Origin of the sequence: Aquimarina macrocephali JAMB N27, from assembly GCF_000520995.1 — a bacterium.
Taxonomy (GTDB): domain Bacteria; phylum Bacteroidota; class Bacteroidia; order Flavobacteriales; family Flavobacteriaceae; genus Aquimarina; species Aquimarina macrocephali.
The window spans coordinates 1-23067 of record NZ_JACA01000020.1 but is presented as its reverse complement, the minus strand read 5'-3'; the positions used below and the strand labels follow the sequence as shown (position 1 = coordinate 23067).

At 31.7% G+C, this 23067-nt stretch carries 18 protein-coding genes; 15 read left to right on the top strand and 3 right to left on the bottom strand.

The window, feature by feature from the left end:
- The first annotated feature begins 113 nt into the window (after positions 1-113).
- Positions 114-1448 (top strand): aspartate kinase, encoded by a 1335-nt coding sequence (locus Z054_RS0112420; protein ID WP_024770386.1) that lies wholly within the window; start codon positions 114-116, stop codon positions 1446-1448.
- 237 nt (positions 1449-1685) lie between these two features.
- On the top strand, positions 1686-3224 hold the full coding sequence (locus tag Z054_RS0112415; protein ID WP_024770385.1) for a YifB family Mg chelatase-like AAA ATPase: 1539 nt from the start codon (positions 1686-1688) through the stop codon (positions 3222-3224).
- A 67-nt stretch (positions 3225-3291) separates the two neighbouring features.
- Here the strand turns inward: Z054_RS0112415 and Z054_RS0112410 are convergent, their stop codons facing one another.
- The 3 genes from Z054_RS0112410 to Z054_RS0112395 all read right to left on the bottom strand — a co-directional run bounded on the left by Z054_RS0112410 (position 3292) and on the right by Z054_RS0112395 (position 6039).
- Positions 3292-3933 carry a response regulator transcription factor gene (locus Z054_RS0112410; protein ID WP_024770384.1) on the bottom strand — a complete coding sequence of 214 codons (642 nt, stop codon included), beginning with the start codon at positions 3931-3933 and terminating at the stop codon, positions 3292-3294.
- Positions 3934-4704, bottom strand: a complete 771-nt coding sequence (locus tag Z054_RS0112405) for a sensor histidine kinase (protein ID WP_024770383.1) — start codon at positions 4702-4704, stop codon at positions 3934-3936.
- 642 nt (positions 4705-5346) lie between these two features.
- Complete coding sequence (locus tag Z054_RS0112395) at positions 5347-6039, bottom strand: hypothetical protein (RefSeq protein ID WP_024770381.1); 693 nt, start codon at positions 6037-6039, stop codon at positions 5347-5349.
- A 284-nt stretch (positions 6040-6323) separates the two neighbouring features.
- On the opposite strand from Z054_RS0112395, the gene Z054_RS0112390 reads away from it, so the two are divergent.
- The 13 genes from Z054_RS0112390 to Z054_RS0112330 all read left to right on the top strand — a co-directional run bounded on the left by Z054_RS0112390 (position 6324) and on the right by Z054_RS0112330 (position 23054).
- Positions 6324-6857 (top strand): hypothetical protein, encoded by a 534-nt coding sequence (locus Z054_RS0112390; RefSeq protein ID WP_024770380.1) that lies wholly within the window; start codon positions 6324-6326, stop codon positions 6855-6857.
- An 84-nt stretch (positions 6858-6941) separates the two neighbouring features.
- On the top strand, positions 6942-7961 hold the full coding sequence (locus Z054_RS0112385) for an RICIN domain-containing protein (RefSeq protein WP_024770379.1): 1020 nt from the start codon (positions 6942-6944) through the stop codon (positions 7959-7961).
- Positions 7962-8348: 387 nt separating this feature from the next.
- A complete protein-coding gene (locus Z054_RS0112380; protein WP_084050334.1) occupies positions 8349-10160 on the top strand; it encodes a helix-turn-helix domain-containing protein in 1812 nt (603 codons plus the stop codon).
- Positions 10161-10261: 101 nt separating this feature from the next.
- Entirely contained in the window at positions 10262-11092 is an 831-nt protein-coding gene (locus Z054_RS0112375; protein WP_024770377.1) for a T9SS type A sorting domain-containing protein, read from the top strand.
- Between the two features lie 488 nt (positions 11093-11580).
- Positions 11581-11739, top strand: a complete 159-nt coding sequence (locus Z054_RS31740; RefSeq protein ID WP_160111943.1) for a hypothetical protein — start codon at positions 11581-11583, stop codon at positions 11737-11739.
- 119 nt (positions 11740-11858) lie between these two features.
- Positions 11859-12467, top strand: a complete 609-nt coding sequence (locus Z054_RS0112365) for a hypothetical protein (RefSeq protein ID WP_024770376.1) — start codon at positions 11859-11861, stop codon at positions 12465-12467.
- A gap of 457 nt (positions 12468-12924) precedes the next feature.
- Positions 12925-15798: a M16 family metallopeptidase gene (locus Z054_RS0112360; protein ID WP_024770375.1), complete on the top strand. Its 2874-nt coding sequence runs from the start codon at positions 12925-12927 to the stop codon at positions 15796-15798.
- Positions 15799-16015: 217 nt separating this feature from the next.
- On the top strand, positions 16016-17149 hold the full coding sequence (locus Z054_RS0112355) for a DUF2891 domain-containing protein (protein ID WP_024770374.1): 1134 nt from the start codon (positions 16016-16018) through the stop codon (positions 17147-17149).
- Positions 17150-18355 carry an Nramp family divalent metal transporter gene (locus tag Z054_RS0112350; protein ID WP_024770373.1) on the top strand — a complete coding sequence of 402 codons (1206 nt, stop codon included), beginning with the start codon at positions 17150-17152 and terminating at the stop codon, positions 18353-18355.
- Between the two features lie 26 nt (positions 18356-18381).
- The gene (gene pxpA / locus Z054_RS0112345; protein ID WP_024770372.1) at positions 18382-19107 is read left to right on the top strand and encodes a 5-oxoprolinase subunit PxpA; all 726 of its coding nucleotides are present in this window, start codon (positions 18382-18384) and stop codon (positions 19105-19107) included.
- Between the two features lie 10 nt (positions 19108-19117).
- Positions 19118-19843, top strand: coding sequence for a 5-oxoprolinase subunit PxpB (gene pxpB / locus Z054_RS0112340; RefSeq protein WP_024770371.1), 726 nt, complete (start codon positions 19118-19120; stop codon positions 19841-19843).
- Positions 19840-20697 (top strand): 5-oxoprolinase subunit C family protein, encoded by an 858-nt coding sequence (locus Z054_RS0112335; protein ID WP_024770370.1) that lies wholly within the window; start codon positions 19840-19842, stop codon positions 20695-20697. Before pxpB ends, Z054_RS0112335 begins: the two co-directional genes overlap by 4 nt.
- Positions 20698-20969: 272 nt before the next feature.
- Positions 20970-23054 (top strand): tetratricopeptide repeat protein, encoded by a 2085-nt coding sequence (locus Z054_RS0112330; RefSeq protein ID WP_024770369.1) that lies wholly within the window; start codon positions 20970-20972, stop codon positions 23052-23054.
- Positions 23055-23067: the final 13 nt, after the last annotated feature.

Here is a 23067-nt window from a genome sequence, read left to right as displayed (position 1 = left end):
TGTTACATATTTAACATTCTGTGCAAATTTATGTTTTTTCTTTTAAAATATTTATTATTTGTGAGTTATTAATTAACTATGCATTGTTAAAAACAAATGAAAAAGCAAGATTGATGAAAATTTTAAAGTTTGGAGGAACTTCTGTAGGATCTGTTGAAAATCTCAATAAGGTAAAGGAAATTTTAATTTCGGATCAAGAAGATAAAATTGTAGTTTGTTCTGCAATGTCTGGTGTTACAGATCAGTTAATTCGTTTGGTAGAAAATGTGAAATTTAATGATGTTGATGCTATTACGAGAAATTTACATCGATTAGAAAGCAAACATAGTGATGTTATTGATGAACTAATTGAGGATCAGGAAACAAGAAATGTTCTTAAAGACGGATTATCTACAATGATTACAGAAATGTTTGAGATTTCTAGTCAAGAATACTCCGAGGCTGTTAATTCTAAGCTTATTACTTTTGGAGAAGCTCTTTTGACGTACATATTCTCGGGATTTCTAAAAGCAGAAGGTATATCTAATGTTTTATTAGACGCAAAGGAATTTATGTATGTAGAATCTGTTGAAAACCCAAACATAGATAAGGTTAGTAAAAAACTAAATAAAGTAATAGAAAGTAATATCCATACGTCATTATATATTACTCAAGGGTTTGTATGTAGAGACGAGGTAGAACAAATTAGTCATTTAAAAAGAGGAGGTAGTGATTATACAGCTACAATTATTGGAGCAGCATTAAACGCTTCAGAAGTACAAATATGGACTGATATTGATGGACTACATAATAATGATCCAAGGTATGTTGATGAAACTCATCCAATCTCACATCTTACGTATAATGAAGCAGCAGAACTAGCATATTTTGGAGCCAAAATCCTTCATCCACAAACCGTTTCTCCTGTTGTAGGTAAAGATATACCAGTACTTCTTAAAAATACATTTGATCCAGAAGCGCCAGGAACCATAATTTCTAATAAAACATATCGAAAAGGATTAAAAGCCATTTCTGCAAAAGAGGGGATTACAGCAATTAAGATCAAATCGAATCGAATGTTGATGGCTCATGGATATCTAAGAAGGATTTTTGAAGTCTTTGATAACTATCATACATCAATTGATATGATTACAACTTCAGAGATTGCTATATCATTAACTATTGATGATACAAGTAATTTGGATCAAATCGTAAAAGAAATAGAAACATATGCAGAAATAACTGTAGAACAAGATCATAGTATCATATGTATTGTAGGAGAATCTGTTATCAATGATAAGAATTCATATAGACTTTTCGAAATATTAAATTTTATTCCAGTACGTATGGTATCTTACGGTGGAAGTAATAATAATATATCTATTTTGGTAGATACCAAAGACAAAATACCAACACTAAAGTTTTTAAATAAAAAACTGTTTCAAACTACAGTAGAAGCAGTTGTATGATTGTTTGTTATGTAATTTATACATAAAATAAGTAGGGCATGAGCTTGGTGTATTCTATCATACGTAATATATCTTTATAAAGCGAGGGCCCTACTTTTCAATTCCAACCTTATTAAGTCTAAAGAGAGTAGGTTATTTATCTTTAAAATGTATCCTGAAGTATTTTTGATACAAAATCCCAGTTTCATTTTTTAAAACTCATCGTACTTATGTTTGCATGGATGTAAAACACAACACATGCTTACAAAAGTTTTTGGGAGTGCTGTTTTTGGAGTCGAGGCAACATCCATTACAGTCGAGGTGAATATTGATAAAGGAATAGGATATCACCTTGTAGGGTTACCAGATAATGCAATACGAGAAAGTAGTTATCGTATAGCTGCCGCTTTGCAAAACAATGGATACAAATTACCAGGAAAGAAAATCACGATTAATATGGCTCCTGCAGACTTAAGGAAAGAAGGATCTGCATACGATCTTACCTTAGCCTTAGGGATTCTTGCAGCAAGTTCACAAATCAAAGGAGACACAATTTCAGAATATTTGATTATGGGGGAACTATCTCTGGATGGAAGTTTGCAACCCATTAAAGGAGCATTACCTATTGCAATCAAAGCACGTGAAGAAGGGTTTAGAGGATTTATACTTCCGAAGCAAAATGCTAAAGAAGCTGCTATAGTTGATCATTTAGAAGTATACGGAGTAGAAAATATCAAAGAAGTAATCAACTATTTTGATGAAAAAGGAGAGCTTGAGCAAACCATTGTAGATACCCGAGAAGAATTTTATATGGCCCTGGATAATCCCGAATTTGACTTTGCAGACGTAAAAGGACAGGAAAGTATAAAACGATGTATGGAAATTGCTGCTGCAGGAGGGCATAATATCATACTAGTAGGTCCACCCGGAAGTGGTAAAACGATGCTGAGTAAAAGGTTGCCTAGCATTTTACCTCCCATGTCATTGCAAGAAGCTCTTGAAACAACAAAAATACATAGTGTAGTTGGGCGCATTAAAGATAATGTAGGATTAATGGCGCAACGTCCGTTTCGTAGTCCGCATCATACCATATCTAATGTAGCATTAGTTGGTGGAGGAAGCTATCCTCAACCTGGAGAAATTTCACTATCTCATAACGGAGTTTTATTCTTAGATGAATTACCAGAATTTAAAAGAGAAGTACTTGAAGTAATGCGTCAGCCTCTAGAAGATAGAGAAGTAACGATTTCCAGAGCAAAATTTACAGTAACATATCCATCCAGTTTTATGTTGGTTGCCAGTATGAATCCAAGCCCGGGAGGATATTTTAATGATCCCAACGCACCCGTAACCTCTTCGCCAGCAGAAATGCAACGCTATCTTAGTAAAATTTCGGGTCCATTATTAGATAGAATAGATATTCATATAGAAGTTACACCGGTGCCTTTTGATAAGCTGAGTGAAGAGCGTAAGGGAGAATCCAGTGTGGAGATAAGGAAAAGAGTTATTAAAGCCAGAGATATCCAGACCGAAAGATTTATAGAATTACAAAATATCCATTACAATGCACAGATGGGAGTAAAGCAAATCAGAGCATACTGTGTTTTAGATAACGCTTCTAAAGAATTGCTAAAAACTGCAATGGAACGATTAAACCTTTCTGCCAGAGCATACGATCGTATTTTAAAAGTATCCCGGACTATTGCAGACTTAGAAGGAGCAGAATCAATTTTGGGAGACCATATTTCTGAAGCAATTCAATATAGAAGTCTGGATCGCGATGGATGGTTAGGGTAAAGTTTTTTAGCATGATAAAACCAACGAAAAGGGTGATCTTTGGAATTTAGCCTGATCATTCTATAAATTACTTTTCATAACCATTTCTTAACGCATAAACAGCAAGCCCTACTCTAGTTTTGAGTTCTAATTTTTCAAATAAACTATCTCTGTAATTTTCTATGGTTCTGGGGCTGCAAAACATCTTTTCTGAAATTTCTCTATAGGTCATTTCTGTAGGTGTATATTTGAGAAACTCTATTTCTCTATCGGATAAGTTGGTTCTTATATCAGCATTTATTGTATTGTCACTGATGGAGGTAAGTATTTTACTGGTAGCCCAGTCTGGGAAAAAATATCCTTTATCAACTAATTCATTTAAAGCTTTTTTTAATTCATTAGGATTAGTATTCTTTAGTAAATATCCTTTTGCTCCATTCTTTATCATTTTGATCAAACTTTGTTCATCATTTTGCATACTTAAAGCCATTACTAGAACTGTTGGATACGTTTCCTTTAGCCATTTTGATGTTTCGAAACCATCCATAATTGGCATACTAATATCTAATAAAGCAATATCTGGAATAGGTTTTGTTTTAATTTTGTCTTGAAAATCTTTCCCATTTTTACACACATACAAAACTTTAAATTGAGTGAAATTGGAAATAAAATCACTTAGTGCATTTGCTATTAAAATATGATCATCAATAATTACAATAGTATATTTCATCTAAATAGGAATTACCACAGTTAATTTTGTACCATTTTTTATATTACTTTCTAAATTAAAAATACCATCAATCATTTCCGTTCTCTTCTTCATATTTTTTATTCCAATACCATTTGTTTTTAAGTTTTCTACATCAAACCCCTTACCATCGTCTTGCAGTTTTAAATGTAATTTACCTTCATTTTCATATAGCGAGATATCTATCTTTTCGCAACTGGCATGTTTTATACTATTTTGGATAAACTCTTGAGAGATTCTTAATAAAATACTTTTTTTACGATAAGAAACAGGTTTAATTTGAGAGTCACTTTTAAAACTAATCTTGCATTTTTTTAAATTACTTATTTTTTTGCATTCATTTTCGATTAATTCAAAGATTGTATTATTCTCAATGGTATCATCAGTTAAAGATTTTGAAAGATGTCTCAAATCCTCTAATGACTCATTTATAATTATATTTTTTATGCTATCAATGATTTCTGGAGCTTTGCTTTCATAAACTAATTGTTGCAGATATAAACTAGACAAAGTAAGTTTTTGCCCTACATTATCATGTATTTCTCTACCTATAGATTTCATTGTTTGAACCTGTATTTCCATTTGCGTTTTTAAAAGCTCCTTTTTATGTAGTATATCAATAGTTTTGATTTGTTCTATATATGCTTTCTTTTTTCTATGGTATTCACGAATGAAAACCACTATCGCCCCGATAAAGGCAATAAAAATTACATTAAAAATGATTAACATTATTTTAAATGATGTTTCCCCCATATAAAAGAAGCTGTAAATAATAAATATATGACATAATTAGATACTAAAAAATACAGATAATATGCATTCCATATTTCTATATATGGTTCTTTTGAAAGTACATCATAAAAGGCAAAGTATGGATATGTTCCAATATAAAATAATATGACCCCAACATTAATATAAAACATTTTATTTTTAGTGAACTCAAGAATATTATCGTTCTTGATTTGTTTAATAAATTCTAAAACAACAAGAAATGTAAGTAATATTGTGCCTGCGGTTAGATTTATAGAATAAACTAAATTAATTTTTCCGAAATAAAGTTCTATCGGTAAATAGGTCGATAAATAAATAAAGGAAAAAAAATAAAATAATTTTCTGTTATTTAGAGATTTGTAAGCATATAACCAAAAAAGAAAAAGGTATTGAATAGGAATGCCGATGAAAGCATAATATTTTATATTTATACTATCTAATGAATAAGTATTAAGGGTCCAAAAAGATTCCTGAATAAAAATAAAAATTAAATATATCGAAAACCATTTCCAATACGAGTTTCTCAACCTAAATACATATATAAAACCTACTATGGCAGCGAAAAGTTGCAATACCAATAATATTTTGTGCATGATTGGATAATAATTCAACATTTTTTTTTAATTAAAAACCAAAACCTTCTTCTTTTTTTGGAGGAAACAAACCTCCATGATTTTGACCTAATATACTACCCCCACCATTTGGTTTTAATCTAGGCATTAAGTTTAAACCAAAAGTAGGGAACTCTGATGTGGAACCATATTTAATGGTGTCTTGTAATCCATGGTTGTAGGTTATTGTGTCTAATGGATTAAAATCTACATCTATATTATCAATTTTTATTGTTGGTATCATTACTAAAGTATGTTTTATTTCATATTGCATTGTTTCTGGATGATTCATATAACCATTTAAATAACCATGGTATTTAGGTGTATTCTCCCAGGTATCTTTAGATGGATAACTTGCATAATAGATTCGAATTCCTAAATCTTCTTTAGATTTCGAAGAATTATTTTCTATTGTCACGGATTCAATGTGATATATAAATTTTTTTAATGTTTCTAAATCAAACCAAATAGCTCTAGCATCATCTATTTTCAATCCTTCGTTGATTTTAGCTAATTGTCTAGTTTTGTAGCCATTTACCATATCATGAACCAATCCAACAGGTATTTTACTGATTGGATCACTAGTATAATTAAAACAAATAGTTTTGTCAAAAGCTGGATCTACTTTTTGTTTTTTACAACCACTAAAAATTATAAAAGCTACTATTCCTACAAATACTAATAAAGTTACGATTCTTTTTTTCATAATACTTTGTTTTGAGTTACTGAAATTATTTTTAAATGCCTCACAAAGAAACAATTAACTGGTGGTTTCTGATAAGGTGATCTAACTTAAATCCACAGGGTTAAATGACCCAATTAAATTACGCTAACACACTGCCTAGTTTTGGGTTAATGAGTCATCGATTTAAAAAGAAGACTTCACGAAATTTGGAATACAAATTATTAGCAAATATTTATTTCTATGATCTCTAGTGGTTTAGCATAGAGTCAGAAAATTATCAATTGTTTAACTTAATACATAAGAAAATGAATTTGCCAAAGTCTTTTTTTGATCCAGGTACGTTTCAACTTACCACAATAGCAAGAACTTATTTAAAGGATTTTTTACAAAATCAAGAACTGTCTAAGCTCAGAAACCTGGTAGGATATACTCCAGATCCAGATGAGCCTTACCCAATAACATGGCCACGACCCATTGGTTGGAGAAATTATTTTCATGTAAGATCCGGAATTGAAGGTTTGTCAGGTCCCCCATGGCCAGAACCTTGCATAAATTGTTCAAAGTGGTTTAATAATAATCCTGTAGGTTATCCTGTTCCTGATGATATAAACCCTTGGCCTTGGCCACTAGGTCCGCTAGTCAAAGATTTAGTAAATGATAAGATACATGATCTTGTTAGCAAATCTTCAGGAAAGAATGATTCTTATAATTTTATTGATGTAATAAAAAAAGAAAACATTGTAGAAGAAGTTTTAAGTGAATTATGTGAAAACCTTGGGGTTGCTCAAAAAGAAATTTCATTGAAATTGAAAGCTTTAAAAAATTCAGAAAACAAATAAATAAAACTTACGACCAGGATTGTGCGCTGAAATTTCCTAATGAAGTCAAAATTTCAGTGCATGATTTAGGTAAATCACTAAATCATGAAAACACTTTTTTTATTTCAGTTAATAGTACTTGTTCTATTCATAACTAATTTGAACGCTCAATCAGAGGGGAAATATTATATAGAATCAGAATTTGAAAACAAATACCTCGACATTGAATTGCATATGTCAGAAAATGGCACACCACTAAACCTAAGGAATGGCAGTGATGGTGTCACTCAACGGTTTAATTTAGAGGATGCTGGCAATGGATATTTTTATATCAAATCCGACCTTGGGAAATATGTTCATATAGAAAATAATTCTTCCAATTCTGATGCTAAAGTTGTTCTTTGGGAAGGGAAAGGGAATTCTAATACAAAATGGAAATTTAATGATATAGGAGATGGTTACTATTCCATTCAATCTAAAAAAGGAACATACATGATTAACCAATGGGGAAAACGCACAGATGGAACCAAAATAGTTATGTGGAAAAGATACGGTTCTGCATGGAAACTTAAAACTATAGAGAAAGGAGAAAGAATAAATCAATTAATTAGAATAAGCGTCTCTGATATGTCTTTTGAATCCTTTCATAACAGTGACTGCTCGAGGTTACAAGGTTCTCTTATAGTAAAAATCAAGAACATAGATAACTCAGAGTATTATTATCCAACAAAAAATACTTTAGCTCCATCTGTCAATTATGTTGGGGATTACAACTTCAATTTGTTATTGTTTAACGGAACCTTAAACAAGGATTACCATAAAAGAAATATCAACAAACTGAATAATTATGCTCATAATGTTGATTTTATAGTAAACCTTAATGACTATATTTCTGGTAAACTTCAACTTGAATTGTCGAGTAATATTTGGGGTTGTCATAAAACATGTGACTTGTGCTCTGGCTACCATTGTAAGGTAAGATATAATGAAATAAGGTTTATAAGTGGTTATGCAAGAAGGTCGACGACACTAAAAATGAAACCACACTCATCTTCAGATTTCTTTATTAAAGCTCAGGATAGACATCAGATAAAAGGTAAAATATCAATGACTAACCTTAATTAATTTAATAAAATAATATTATCCAAAAATATTATTTATTAATCTTCACAAGAGTAATTCTTTGTCTTTCTCCGTCTAGTTGTAATGACACTGAATTCAGCATATATTTTGATAGATTTTAAATAAAAACAGACTTAGAAGGAGCAGAATCAATTTTGGGAGACTATATTTCTGAAGCAATTCAATATAGAAGCCTGGACCGTGATGGATGGTTAGGGTAATATTAGAAAGCAATAAGAAAATAAGTTTTATTTGTGTTAATTAAGATATGATTTTGGAAATATAAATGTACATTTCTTTAATTATTAAAATTCAATTTGTAACAAAGGGCTGTATAAATAGTCCTACATATAATTGAAGATGATATGAAAATTTAACTCTTTAAAACCAATGACCTTATTTTCACTATCACATTTTTTAAAACTGATTTTGTCAGTTTTTGGTAATTCTACATACTGTAGATATTATCTTATCTTTTATATTCTTATTCTATGCTCTAGCATTGTGATTGGGCAAAACAAAGCAGAAGAAAGAGAGGTGTCTTATTTGATTTCAGAAAAAGAAAAACTGTTTATTACTCAATCTGATTCTATAAGAAAAATAGAAAATTTTATCAAAAACGCATTCTCCAAAGAGAAAGATACTATAAAAGGTTTAGCCTATTGCAAAGTTTTTTTGCAAAGAGGAAAAATACAAGAAGACTATAATATTCAATATTTCTCAAGCTATCAAATTGCATATATAGAATACATACGTTCTAATCACAGTAACACGATAAAAAATGCCTACATATCCGTTAAAGCTGCAGAAAAAATAAAGGATACCATAAAGATTTTTGGAAGCCACAGTTTGCTAGGAGGTAGTTATTATGTTCTTGGAGCGTATGAAGAATCACTACAATCTTACCTTAAAGCAAAAGAGCTTTCTAAAGGTATACCGAATTTATCATATAAGTTTATAAGTCATACCAATATAGCTAATGTACGTATGAAATTAAAACGATACAGAGATGCCATTAATGAATATGATTTAGTGCTTAAAACCTTAGAAAAAGAAACAAAAAATAATTTCATTCAATATAAAAACACCTATCTAAGTTCATTACTAGGAAAAGGCAAATGCCTGGCAGAAATTCATAAGCTTGACGAGGCTTTAAAGACTAATAATCAAGGTGTTTTGTTTGCAGATAATTATGATTTGCCTATATACAAAAGTTATTTTTATATTAATCTAGGAGATATCTATTATAAAAAAGAAGAATACCATAAGGCGCTAGGGTTCCTTAAACAAGGAAAAGACATTTTTGCAAATAATATAGGGGGGCAACAAACCAATTTGTATATAGCCAATTATTATATAGCAAGATGTTTATATCAACAAAAAAAATATGATGAAACAATTTCTTTATTAAACAAAAATTTTGACTTAATTGGTGATAACATAGAGGCAGATAAAATAGAAAACATGTATAAACTGGCGATCGAAACATCAAAAATGATGGGTGATCAGGAAAAGCAGATATCTTATTATGACAAGCTTCAAAACATTATTCAGGTAAAAAGTGACAAAAGATTAGTGGCCAAAGATTTATTGTATGAAGATGATTTGGAAGATTTCAAAATCGAGAATAATAAACTGGTAAGTGAAAAAACAAAAAGCGTAACAAGTAAGAGAATTATTGTTGCCGTATCTATAGTGTTGATTACAGTGTTATTGTCTGTTTTTCTGATATATCGAAGAAAAACTAAGATAAAAGAACAAAAGTTTCTAAAAGTGATTGAAGATATTAAAGAGAAAAAATCTATAGATCACGAACCAGAAAACCCGGTTCTAGAGGTAAAAATAAAAGATGAGAAATCAGAAAAAATTCTCAAGGAACTTCAAGAATTAGAACATACTCATTTTTATATCTCACAAGACTGTAATTTATATTCAACAGCAAAATTACTTAATACCAATACTACTTACTTATCAAAAGCCTTAAACGAAATAAGAAAGAAATCATTTAACCAATATCTTAATGAGTTAAGAATTAATTATGCGTTGCTAAAACTTAAAGAAGATCGCATGTTTAGATCGTATACTATTAGGGCAGTGGCTAAGGAAACGGGTTATAAAAGTGCGACTACATTTATTAAAGTTTTTAAAGGTAAGACTGGACTAAACCCTGCTTATTATATTAAGAAACTAGAGCTAAACTAGGGGTTTATTGTTTAAATTTATAAATATGAACAATTCGGATTATTAGATAAGCTCAAATATTGATACTTTGTTTTTAATGTATAACTCTTAAAATTTCAATCATGAAAACGAAGTATTTTTTTATTCTTCTTGTCGTATGTATTCCTTATTTTATTAATGCACAAGAAACATTAGTCCCCCAAAATCGTACCGTTGATGTGTCTATATCTGTCACAGATTCCTTTAATGATAAAGGGATAATAGAACAGGTTGTAAAATTAAAAGGGCCAGAAAGATTAGCCTTTGGGCCACATGATATTATAAGGCTAAAGCTTAATTTAGATTATAGCTCTAGTATAAATACTACAAAATATCTTAGATTATCCGTTACCGTAATACCCAGTGACCCATTTGGAGCCAGTGCACCTGTAATTATACCTCCCGTAAAAAACGACCCTATACCGGCTCTATCAATCGTAGAACCAATATTTGATTATCCCTATGTTTTTAATACCCCTCTATTTTTTAAAAAGAAGAACAATACAATTTCATTGCGTTTGATGGAATATGATAATGAAGAAGATTATCATAATGAAGAAGATGGGGTGTGGTTGGATGATATTTTAGAAATTGACGTATTTATAGGCAAAGGTCGTTCTGATCGTATATCAATGAAATCTACTCATCAAAATGCAATTCAATTTTATCCTAATCCTGTTAAAGATCATTTGACTATTGAATATTTTGGTAAGAAGAGTAATGATCATAAAATTCAAATAGATGTATATAATAACAATGGGATAAAATTAAGGAGTAGTACTTTAAAAAGTAAAGGCAGTATAGGATCAAAAGCAATGTATAATTTTGAAACATTAGATCTGGAAAAAGGAATGTATTATTGCCAGATTACCTGCGGAGAAAATAAGTATTATAAAACTCTGATAAAAAACTAAAACCACTACTCAAGATGAGTTCAACAACAAAAACCGTCTAACGATACGTCTAGACGGTTTTTGTTGTTGAACTTATTTTAATGTATTCTTATCATACCTATAAACGAGAATTTCTTATTACTAATTAACTATTTTGATTACCCAAACACATAAGAGTTGCCACTCTAATACGATGAGAATAACAATCCTTCAAGAAGTGCCATTTTGTTAAAATCAAGCTATTGATTTTTGGTTGTTCAAATTTATAAATATGAATATTAACCCTTTGTTTTAAAGGGATACACCACCTAATTTTGAGATAAGTGCTTAGCATGTGTTCTACTTCTGGAACTATTTGCAAACAAGATCTAGTATTTTAAAAATTAAAAAAGAAACTGTCTTAAAGATGTAAAAACTTTTTAGGATATAAAAATATTCTTGCAAGGATAGACATAAACTGTGAGTGTCTATAAATGTTCACACAAATACGATTTTTTAAATTAATAGTTATGTTAAAAAACATTGTAAACCTTAATGGTGTAGATCAATTAAAAAGAGACGAACAAGCTTTTATTAAAGGAGGGATAAAAATAGACTGCAATTCTGATGCAGATTGCCCTTTTTTATGGCCGGTATGTAGTAATAATGGTCATTGTATTAGAGGATAATGCATCTTGGATTCGGATGAGACGAATCAATTAATAAGAGGCTAAGTTCTATGTAGTTTAGCCTCTATTTGACACATAAATAATTTCACATAATAAATCATTAAAACAACTTTTATATCATGAAAAAACTAATGTTTAGATCACATTACCTTGTCCTATTTCCTATGATTTTAGGATTGCTTTTGATCTCTTCCTGCGAAAAAGAAGATACAGATAATGAGCCGGTAGAAATAGTGGACACCAAAGAAGTATCAGAAAAATCATTTCCTTTAGATCCTGATTTAAGAGAACCTAATATTCCTAGACCAGGATATAATGCACCTTGTGTAGTTAGGTTATCATACTTGTCTTTTTTAAGAAGATGTCCAGAAAACTCTGGAGTGATGAATTATTGGATTAATATATTGAATTCTCAAGGGTTTGATGATATGACAAAAGGATTTGTAACTTCAAACGAAGCAAGTGTAAAATGGAACTCTCAATATAATAGTTATCTAAGTAGAAATGGTCTTAGTAGTAATCAAGTAGACAAGCTTATTTATATTACGTATAGAGGGATGCTTTTAAGAGAACCAGATGTAACAGGAGGAATGGGCTGGACCAACCTGCTATACGATAAAGGGCTAAAAAAGGTTCTTAACGGAGTAGCCAATTCTCAGGAGTTTCGAAACAGATTGGCCAATATTTCAACAGAATGTACAAATGCAGCAAATCAATGTACATATTAACCCGTGATTTGTTTTAATCAAGGCTTAAGAATCTTCCGTGTAAGTAATTTACCTCGTTTTAGAGTTATACAGTTTTGTTGTTATGTTGAGAAAAATAGCAATATTTCTTTACTACATTGAATCTGTTGATGTATGATTAGAAAATTATATTTCAAAAGTACAAACAAACTCAGATAAACTATAGTAACTTAACTAACTACAATTTTTTAAAAGGAGTAAATACTACTTATCGATAGAAGGGCCTTCCAAGAAAATGGAGGGCCTTTTTATTCAAAACCTTTCAATTTAATCAAGAAATAGATCAGCATAAACAATCTCATTTCCTTACTTCATAAAAGCCCCTTTAAGAGAATTCGCAGGCATAAAATAGATTCCTTTAACTTTATTTTAATAATGCATCCATAGAAATACTCATTGGCAAAGATTATTTTTAACTCCATAAACAAAAAATATAATTATGAAAACTCAGGTTCATAGGGTACTCATTGTAGCAGTATCCTTTTTATTTTTAGGAGTTATTTCTTGCAAGAAGGAAACAAATTCTGAAACACAAACAGAAGAAGTAGGTAAGTTATCTATTGATTTCGAAAAATATGAGTTAGAAAACGGACTTCAGGTGGTATTGCATCAGGATAAGTCTGATCCGATCGTTTCAGTTGCGATCCAGTATGGTGTAGGCTCTAATCGAGAAAAGCCAGGAAGAACAGGGTTCGCACATTTATTCGAACATATGCTGTTTCAGGAATCAGAAAATGTACCTCAGGATCAATTCTTTAAAAAGATTCAGGATGTTGGAGGAACACTTAACGGAGGAACATGGCAGGATGGAACCATATATTATGAGGTAGTTCCTAAAAATGCTATGGAAACCGTATTATGGTTAGAGTCCGATAGAATGGGGTTTCTAATTAATACAGTCACAAAAAGTGCTTTCAAAAACCAACAGGAAGTTGTACAAAATGAAAAAAGACAACGTGTAGATAATAATCCTTATGGGCATACCAATTGGGTAATTGATAAGAATATTTACCCAGAAGGACATCCATATAACTGGCAGGTAATAGGAGAATTAGTGGATCTTCAAAGTGCTACTGTAGAGGATGTAAAAGAGTTTTATGATAAATATTACGGGCCTAATAATGCTACTATAGTACTTGCCGGGGATTTTGAAACAGAACAGGCTAAGGCAATGATCGAGAAGTATTTTGGCGAAATTAAAAAACGTCAACCGGTAGAGAAATTAAAAGTACAGAATGTTACTTTATCTGAAACCAAAAGATTCTCTCACGAAGATAACTTTGCTACTACCGCACAATTAAATATGGTTTGGCCAACAGTAGAACAATATACTAAAGATGCATATGCATTAGACTTCTTAGGGCAATTGTTATCCGATGGAAAAAAAGCTCCATTATATAAAGTTTTAGTAAAAGAAAAAGAATTAACCTCGGATACCAATGCATGGAATAGATCTATGGAAATAGCAGGTAAATTCAGAGTGAATATTACTGCTAATGATGGAAAAAGTCTGGTCGATATCGAAGCAGGAGTCTTTGAAGCATTTAAAAAATTTGAAGAAGAAGGAATTACTGAAACAGATATCGAACGTATTAAAGCAGGACTCGAAACACAATTTTATAATGGAATTAGTAGTGTGTTAGGAAAATCATTTCAATTAGCACAATACAATGTATTTGCCGGTGACCCAGGATTTATTACCGAAGATATAGAAAATATTAAGAAGGTTACAAAAGAAGATGTGATTAGAGTATATAATACATACATCAAAGATAAGCCTTATGTGATCACTAGTTTTGTTCCTAAAGGAAAATTGGATTTGGCAGCAAATAATTCAGAAAAAGCAGCAGTTGTCGAGGAAGTTATTAAAGAAAACGTAGAAGAAGCGGTAGCAGAAACAAAAGAAGAAATACAAAAAACACCTTCGGCTTTTGATCGTTCTGTAGCACCAAAAGAGGGAGAATCTCCAAAACTGAATATTCCTAAATCCTGGAGTACTTCATTATCTAATGGAATGAAAGTATATGGTTTAGAACAAAATGAACTTCCATTGGTTAATTTTAGCCTGATAATTTCTGGAGGACATTTGTTAGATTCATTTGATAAAGTTGGAGTAGCAAACCTAATGACCGATATCATGATGGAAGGTACAGTTACCAAAACTCCAGAGCAACTAGAAGAAGAGATAGAGTTGCTGGGAGCTTCTATCAGAATGTATACTACAAGAGAAGCAATTATTATCAGAGGTAATACTTTGGTTCGTAATCTTGACAAAACAATGGATTTGATAGGTGAAATATTATTAGAACCAAGATGGGATGAAGAAGAATTCGGAAGAATAAAAACGAAGACTATTAATGGGATTAAAAGATCTGCTGCAGATCCTAACACAGTAGCAAGAAATGTATATAATAAACTTCTTTATGGAGAAAAACATATGTTTGCTTACCCTACCAGTGGTACTGTAGCTTCTGTAGAAGCTATTACTATAGATGATTTAAAACAGTTTTATACCAATAATTTCTCTCCTTCAGTAAGTAAGTTTCAAATTGTAGGAGATTTAAATCAGGACAAAGCACTTGCTGCTCTTAAAAACTTAGAAAGTAAGTGGGCCAGCAAAGAAGTAACTATTCCAGAATATGAAGTAGTTAATACTAGAGATAAATCATCGTTATATTTTGTTGATATTCCTAATGCAAAACAATCTGTAATTAATATAGGGTATCTTTCTATGGCACGTACAGATGAGGATTATTTTCCGGCTACGGTTATGAATTATAAATTAGGAGGATCTTTCTCAGGAAATGTAAATCTAATTTTAAGAGAGGAAAAAGGATATACCTACGGTGCACGATCAAGGTTTAGCGGGAGTAAAATACCAGGGACTTTTACAGCATCTTCAAGTGTTCGTACCAATACTACTTTTGAATCTGTAAAGATTTTTAAAGATGAAATAGAGAAGTATAAAAATGGTATCTCCGAAGAAGATTTAGCGTTTACCAAAAATGCCTTAATAAAATCAAATGCTCGTAGATTTGAAACTCAAGGTGCATTATTAGGAATGTTACAAGAAATGGGGAGGTATGATTTCGAATCAGATTATATAGCCAAAGAAGAGAAGGTAATAGAACAAATGACCTTAGAACAGCATAAGGCACTGGCAAATAAATATCTTGATGAAACCAAAATGGCATACCTGTTAATTGGAGATGCAGCTACACAGTTTGAGCAATTTAAAAATGCAGGGTTTGATGAAGTGTTGATGTTAGATAAAGAAGGAAAAGAAGTGAAACTTACCGACGTGAAGATGTAAATCCAAGTTAGAAATGAAAGTAAAGGGATATGATTTAATCATATCCCTTTTTTTATCTCCAGGCGGTAAAAGATACTTCAGCCTGGATTATGCTTTTTAGTGAATGGTTTTGAGAATTTATAAACTATTTCCTGTTCTTATCAACAATCATATACGCATGATTCCGGAAATTGATATTTTTAAGAAAGTAGATATTTTAAACTTATAAATATTGATTATGTACCGAATACTTTTTCTGATTTCAATGCTTGTTTTATTAGGATGTAATAAAAACAATGATACACAAAAACAACCGTCTGAGGATATAAAAACTCAAGAACAACCACAAGAAAACCCGATAGAACAACCTTTACAACTCACATTAAAGCAAGCCAATACATTGATAGAGCTACCATTAGCTTGCTTGCAAGTAGAATACCCTAACAAACTGGGACAAACGTTAGGAGGGAAAGAAAATATTGGAGAACCTCACGTATTGCATCCTACTTTCTATGGTTGTTTTGACTGGCATTCCTCAGTCCATGGGCATTGGTCATTGGTGAAGTTATTAAAAGCATTTCCCGATCTGGAAAAAAAGGAAGAAGCAAAAAATAAATTGCTTCAAAATATGTCTAAGAAGAATATTGAAGAAGAAATCAAATATTTTGAAGGAAAACATAACAAATCATACGAGAGAACATACGGTTGGGCCTGGTTGCTTAAGCTGGCCGAAGAACTACATACCTGGGATGATCCGCTAGCAAGAGAATTAGAACAAAACCTACAGCCTCTAACGGCACTGATCGTGCAACGGTATATTGATTTTCTCCCAAAACTTAAATATCCAATTAGAGTAGGAGAGCATACGAATACTGCCTTTGGATTATCCTTTGCTTGGGACTATGCAAATACCCTGGAGGATCAAAAGCTAAAAGACCTTATCGAAACCAGAGCAAGAGAATTCTATGCCAATGATCAAGATTGTCCCATCGGTTGGGAACCTAGTGGATATGATTTCCTATCTCCTTGTTTTGAAGAAATGGATGTAATGAGAAGAGTCTTAAACAAAGAACAATTTGATAGTTGGGTTTCTACTTTTATGCCTCAACTTAAAGCCAAAAATTTTACCATTAATGTAGGAGAAGTGTCTGATCGTACCGATGGAAAATTGGTTCATTTAGATGGACTTAATTTTAGTAGAGCATGGGTGTTATATGGACTTGCCAAACAGTATAAGGAGTATGCACATCTTTTTTCGGTAGCAAATACACATGTAAACTATTCTTTGCCTAATCTGGTTGGAGATAGCTATGAAGGAGGGCATTGGTTAGGATCATTTGCTATTTATACACTTGATGTTAATACGAAATAAATGAAGAAATTTTTTAATATAGGCCCAGGAACATGGGTGACTGCAGCTTTTATTGGTCCAGGTACAGTAACTGTATGTACATTAGCAGGAGTACAGTTTGGGTTTTCGTTACTATGGGCATTGGTGTTATCTATTGTAGCTTGTGTTATTTTACAGGAAATGGCAGCAAGATTAGGTGTAGTCACCCAAAAGGGATTAAGCGAAGTGCTAAAATCTCAATTTGATAACAAGATTGTAAGAGGAGCTCTTATTACATTAATCTTGTCAGCAATTTTTATTGGAAATGCAGCATACGAAGCTGGTAATATTAGTGGAGGAGTACTTGGATTGTCTACAATCCTAGAATCTTCAATCGAGGGTTCAGAGAAGTATTTAAGTATTGTTATTGGGGTGATTGCCTTTATACTATTATATATAGGTAATTATAAGGTTTTAGAACGAAGTTTAATCGTACTGGTTTTGTTAATGAGTGTAGCTTTTATAGTAACGGCAATAGTTACCAAACCAGATATTTCTATGATCTTTAAAGGGTTTGTTCCTAACTTCTCTAGTGATAATGTACTTACCATTGTTGGGTTGATCGGGACAACAGTAGTGCCTTATAATCTCTTTCTACATGCATCTATTGTTAGTGAAAAGTGGAAATCTACAGAAGACCTGCCAGAAGCAAAAAAGGATACTGTAGTTGCAATAGTACTGGGTGGATTAGTATCAATGGCAATTATCATTGCCGGAGCAGCTATTCAAGAAGCAGAAGTAAATAATGCAGCCGATCTGGCAAAAGGGTTAGAACCGGTTTTTGGTTCAATGGCAAAATATGTACTATCTATTGGGTTATTTGCAGCTGGAATTACCTCTGCGATCACAGCACCTCTTGCAGCAGCTTATGTGGTAAAAGGATGTATGGGTTGGCAAAAAGGACTCAAAAGTAAATCCTTTAGAGCAGTATGGATGTTTATTCTTTTTTTGGGAGTTTTGTTTTCTTCCTTAGGTATAAAATCAATAGTGATCATTCGATTTGCACAGATCGCAAATGGACTCCTTTTACCGGTAATAGCAATCTTCCTTTTGTGGGTAATGAACCAACAAAAAATATTAGGAAAATATACCAATTCATGGAAACAAAACCTGATTGGTTTTTTCATTCTTGTCATTACTTGTTTTTTAGGATTTAGAGGTATTTGGAAAGTAATAGAAAGTATGTAGGAGTTTATAATAACAAATGTAGGAATATGAAGAAGATTATTCTTAATGCAGATGTGGGGGAAGAGGCAGGTTTCGATACCCAAATTATGCAGTATATCTCTTGGTGCAATATTGCATGTGGAAGCCATGCGGGAGATGCTGAAGTAATCCAAAGAACGATCGAATTGGCAATGAAGCATAATGTGAAAATTGGTGCACATCCATCATACCCTGATCGTGAAAATTTTGGAAGAATCAAAGTTGAAATATCATATGATGATTTGGTAAAAACAATAACCGAACAAATACAGTTGGTGAAATCTTATACCGAAAAAGCAGGAGGGAAACTACATCATGTAAAACCACATGGAGCACTTTATAATGAAGCAGTGAAAAATGAATCAGTTGCTGGTGCAATTATTGAAGCTGTGAAAAACGTCGATAAAAGTTTGTCTATAGTTACTTTAAAAAATGCTAAATTATCGTATCTTTCCCGTGGAGATTTTGAGGTCAAGAACGAAGCTTTTGCAGATCGAAATTATAATGATGATTTGACATTGGTTTCAAGAAAAGAAAAAGAGGCTATGCTTACAGAACCAAAAGAAGTTTTTGATCATGTAAAAAGAATGGTTCTTGAAGGAAAAGTGAAAACGAAAAATAGAGTAGAGGTTCCGATTTTTTTTGATACAATTTGTGTGCATGGAGATAATCCAAAATCTGTTCAGATTTTGAAATATTTGTATACAGAGTTTTCGAATTTAAATTTATTATAATGAGAAGCTCATGAAATACAAATTACAATATAAAAGATATTCTGAAAGATCAATTTTAATAGAATGGCCTCCAGAAATTGAAGAAAATATCCTTCAAAATCTACTTTCTTTTAAAAAATCTATACTTTCCTATTATGATAAATCAATTGTTGAGGTAATTTCTGCATATAACTCACTATTAATTTATTATGTGTATACTATAGAGGATTTCTATAGTGAGGTTTTGAGACTAAAATCATTGTATTCTAAAGGGTTTGGTGAAACAAGGTCCGAAAGTAGACTGTGGAAAATCCCTGTCTGCTACACTACTTCTCTTGCTCAGGATTTAAAAACATTTGCAGAAAGTAAATCTCTTACAGTAGAAGAAATAATTAGGTTACATACTACTCCACTTTATACTACATATTTTATTGGTTTTTTACCCGGCTTCTTGTATTTGGGTGGTCTTGATGATCAATTGCATAATGCTAGAAAAATGACACCCTCTTTACATGTCAAAAAAGGTGCTGTGGCAATTGGTGGAAATCAGACAGGAATATATCCTATAAACAGTCCTGGAGGATGGTATGTAATTGGGATGTGTCCTCTGGATTTTTTTAACCCCAAAACGGAAGATTGTTGTTTTATATCGTTGGGAGATAAAATTCAGTTTATATCGATAGAAGAAAAAGAATATAACGAAATAAGTACTTCAGTTTTAGAAGGTACTTATATGCCAGAATCTGTTAGTTTATGATTGCAGATGTAGAAATAGTTAAGCCTGGGCTTTTTACTACAATTCAGGATGAAGGACGTTTTGGTTTTTCAAAATATGGAGTTCCAAAAAGTGGAGCAATGGATCAAGTATCATTTGGATTCGCAAATTTAATATTGGGAAATGCTAAAAATACAGCATGTATCGAATGGACAATCCAGCCCCCTGTTTTAAAATTTGGTGAAACAACAACCATTGTTTTAACGGGTGGCGAAACGGATGCATTTTTGAATGATCAAAAAATAGAAATGTATCGCGAGGTTAAAGTCTTAAAAGATGATATTCTTAAAATAAATTTTTGTAAGAAAGGAATGTATGGTTATGTAGGAATTAAGGATGGATTTCTTTCAGAAGAAGTGTTACATAGTAGATCTTTTTATAAGTCAATTACATCTCAGTTTCGATTGGATAAAAATGACAAAATTTCATACCAAAGTAGTAGTGGTTATACCAACCATTTTTCTACAATTTCTCCACCTTTGTTTTTAGAAAATTCAAATACATTAGAGGTGTATAAAGGACCCGAATTTGATATGTTAAATGAAGGCCAAAAATCTAGATTGTTTGATTCCTTTTTTACAATTTCTAATACTATAAACCGAATGGCAATTCAGTTAGAAGAGAAAATTGATAACACTTTACCTTCGGTTATAACTTCACCTGTTTTACCAGGTACAATACAATTAACTCCGTCTGGAAGTTTAATTGTGTTAATGAGAGATTGCCAAACTACGGGAGGATACCCAAGAGTTTTACAACTAACAGAAACTTCTATAAACCACATAGCACAAAAACGAATGAAAGAAAAGTGTAGTTTTGGACTAATTGAGTTTTGAGGTAACACAAAATTACGTAAGTCAGAGTATTTTCTCGATTTAGGAAGTGTATTTTGATAGGCTTACCTCTGAGTTTCCTGAAAGGCTCAGTATGACATTGTTTCTAATAATGACAAATATAAAAACGCTTGTCACCCTGAGCCCTTCGATAAACTCAGGACAGGCCTGTCGAAGGGCAGATGTTAATACTTGTTGATTTAATGTTTAGTGTAGATGTTTATCATAAACAACATTTTTACGATCTTTGCAATTGCCTTAATACAAGTGCTTTTATGAGTCCCTTAAAATTTCTATTTCCTGTTAAAATTGTATTCCTGATTATTTGTTTGATCTCTTGTTCTACTATTCGTGCACAATCCACGCAAGATACTATCATTGCTGCTCAGTATTTCTCAAAAGGAGAAGAGTTGTTGGCTGATAGAAAACAAGATAGCGCATTGGTATATTTTGAGAAAGCACTAGTTGTATATATGCTATCAGACTCTCAAAAACGAGTAGCAGATTGCAGTGATAAAATTACAGAAGCTCACAAGGCTAATTACAATTTTGATCAAGCGATGGTGTATGCTAAAAAGACATTGGATATACGATTAAAAGCTTTTGGTAACAAACACCCCGAAGTAGCGTATTCTTACAATAGTATTGGGCATATTCTTAAGCAACAGGACCAATATGAAGAGGCAATGGAATATTATCAAAAAGCCTTAACAGTTCAATTGGATACTTTTGGAGAGAATGATCATCATGTGGCAGATTGTTATCATAATATAGGGACCATTCATCATGTATTAGCCCAATATGATAAGGCAATGGAGCAGTACAAAAAAGCCCTGGCTATTAGGATAAACACTTTTGGTAAAAAACACCAAAAAATAGCGGATAGCTATATAGATATAGGAACTACTCATTACCATCTGGGAGAATACCATCAGGCTTTAGAGAATTACCAAAACGCTTTAGAAATAAGAACTCCTATTTTTGGAGCTAATAGTCCCGAAGTAGCTTTTTGTTATAATCATATAGGTAATATTCTCCCCCGATTAAATGAGTTTGATAAAGCATTGAAAAATCAAGAAAAGGCGTTAAAGATTTTAATTAATGTTTTTGGGGAAGACCATCCTAATGCTGCGCTTTGTTATGAAAGTATTGGTATTATATATAGATATATGGGGATGCACAATACGGCCTTGTTGTATGATAATAAAGCCTTAACTAGTCTTGTTCAAAAATTAGGGGACACACATACTAGAATAGCAAGTATGTATACTGAGATAGGTATTATTAATTTTAAAAAAGGAGAGTATGATCAATGTCTTAAGAATAATCAAAAATCTTTAACAATTAAATTAAAGATATACCCAAGGCAGCATTCTTATTTTGGGTCTAGTTATAATAATATTGGTAGTGTATATCAATATAAAGGAGAGTATAACAAGGCTTTGTTATATTATAAAAAAGCAGTTATTAATTTTATTCATTCTTTGGGAAGGAATCATTCTGCTGTTGCACGTACCTATAATAATATAGCGAATACATATAAAGCCAAAGAAGAATACGAGTTAGCATTAAGTTACTATCAAAAAGCACTAACCATACGAATAAATACTCAGGGAGAATATCATTCTGATACTTCACATACCTATTTTGATATGGGGAATCTTTATGTTTTAAAAAAAGAATATGATATTGCTTTGATGTATTATCTAAAAACCTTAAGAATTCATATAAGTTTGTTTGGAGAAATAAATTATTATGTAAGTGATATTTATAATGCAATTGCAAATCTCTATACAGAACAAAAGGAGTATAATAAAGCCTTGGAGTATTTGCAAAAAAGTATAATGATTAGGCTTCGTACCGATGGTAATCATCATCCCAGAACCGCAAAATCGTATAACCAGATCGCAGCGGTGTATGATCAAACTAAACGCTATAAAAAAGCAATAGAGTATTATGAAAAAGCTATTATAGCTAATTCTAATAATGCTCTAAGCAATGTTAATAAGTTGAATCCGAACGATTATTTGGATCTAAATATTTTGCTAAGCACTTTTTATGGTAAAGCTAAGGTATTGCAAGAACTATTTAATGTTGATAATAATTTAGGAGATCTTAAGGAAAGTATAATTGCTTATCAAAAAGCAGATAATTTAATGTATGGTATACGAGAATCATTACATACGTATCAGGATAAACTCACTTTTGCAAAACAAACTCAAAAAATATATGCAGGAGCTATACAAGCACAATTGTTACTTCATCAAATTGATCAAAACCAAGAATCGCTACATCAAGCTTTTTATTATGCTGAAAAAAGTAAAGCCAATACCTTAAAAGAATTACGCTCTAGTTTATAATTGCTATTATTCG

What these genes read in the sequence shown, in the direction of transcription:
- Z054_RS0112350 (WP_024770373.1), top strand. Translation starts at nt 17,150, where the DNA reads ATGAAGAAATTTTTTAATATAGGCCCAGGAACATGGGTGACTGCAGCT.
- Z054_RS0112390 (WP_024770380.1), top strand. Translation starts at nt 6,324, where the DNA reads ATGAATTTGCCAAAGTCTTTTTTTGATCCAGGTACGTTTCAACTTACC.
- Z054_RS0112405 (WP_024770383.1), bottom strand. Translation starts at nt 4,704, where the DNA reads ATGGGGGAAACATCATTTAAAATAATGTTAATCATTTTTAATGTAATT.
- Z054_RS0112360 (WP_024770375.1), top strand. Translation starts at nt 12,925, where the DNA reads ATGAAAACTCAGGTTCATAGGGTACTCATTGTAGCAGTATCCTTTTTA.
- Z054_RS0112395 (WP_024770381.1), bottom strand. Translation starts at nt 6,039, where the DNA reads ATGAAAAAAAGAATCGTAACTTTATTAGTATTTGTAGGAATAGTAGCT.
- pxpA (WP_024770372.1), top strand. Translation starts at nt 18,382, where the DNA reads ATGAAGAAGATTATTCTTAATGCAGATGTGGGGGAAGAGGCAGGTTTC.
- Z054_RS0112415 (WP_024770385.1), top strand. Translation starts at nt 1,686, where the DNA reads ATGCTTACAAAAGTTTTTGGGAGTGCTGTTTTTGGAGTCGAGGCAACA.
- Z054_RS0112355 (WP_024770374.1), top strand. Translation starts at nt 16,016, where the DNA reads ATGTACCGAATACTTTTTCTGATTTCAATGCTTGTTTTATTAGGATGT.
- Z054_RS0112335 (WP_024770370.1), top strand. Translation starts at nt 19,840, where the DNA reads ATGATTGCAGATGTAGAAATAGTTAAGCCTGGGCTTTTTACTACAATT.
- Z054_RS0112365 (WP_024770376.1), top strand. Translation starts at nt 11,859, where the DNA reads ATGAAAAAACTAATGTTTAGATCACATTACCTTGTCCTATTTCCTATG.
- pxpB (WP_024770371.1), top strand. Translation starts at nt 19,118, where the DNA reads ATGAAATACAAATTACAATATAAAAGATATTCTGAAAGATCAATTTTA.
- Z054_RS0112375 (WP_024770377.1), top strand. Translation starts at nt 10,262, where the DNA reads ATGAAAACGAAGTATTTTTTTATTCTTCTTGTCGTATGTATTCCTTAT.
- Z054_RS31740 (WP_160111943.1), top strand. Translation starts at nt 11,581, where the DNA reads ATGTTAAAAAACATTGTAAACCTTAATGGTGTAGATCAATTAAAAAGA.
- Z054_RS0112380 (WP_084050334.1), top strand. Translation starts at nt 8,349, where the DNA reads ATGACCTTATTTTCACTATCACATTTTTTAAAACTGATTTTGTCAGTT.
- Z054_RS0112410 (WP_024770384.1), bottom strand. Translation starts at nt 3,933, where the DNA reads ATGAAATATACTATTGTAATTATTGATGATCATATTTTAATAGCAAAT.
- Z054_RS0112420 (WP_024770386.1), top strand. Translation starts at nt 114, where the DNA reads ATGAAAATTTTAAAGTTTGGAGGAACTTCTGTAGGATCTGTTGAAAAT.
- Z054_RS0112330 (WP_024770369.1), top strand. Translation starts at nt 20,970, where the DNA reads ATGAGTCCCTTAAAATTTCTATTTCCTGTTAAAATTGTATTCCTGATT.
- Z054_RS0112385 (WP_024770379.1), top strand. Translation starts at nt 6,942, where the DNA reads ATGAAAACACTTTTTTTATTTCAGTTAATAGTACTTGTTCTATTCATA.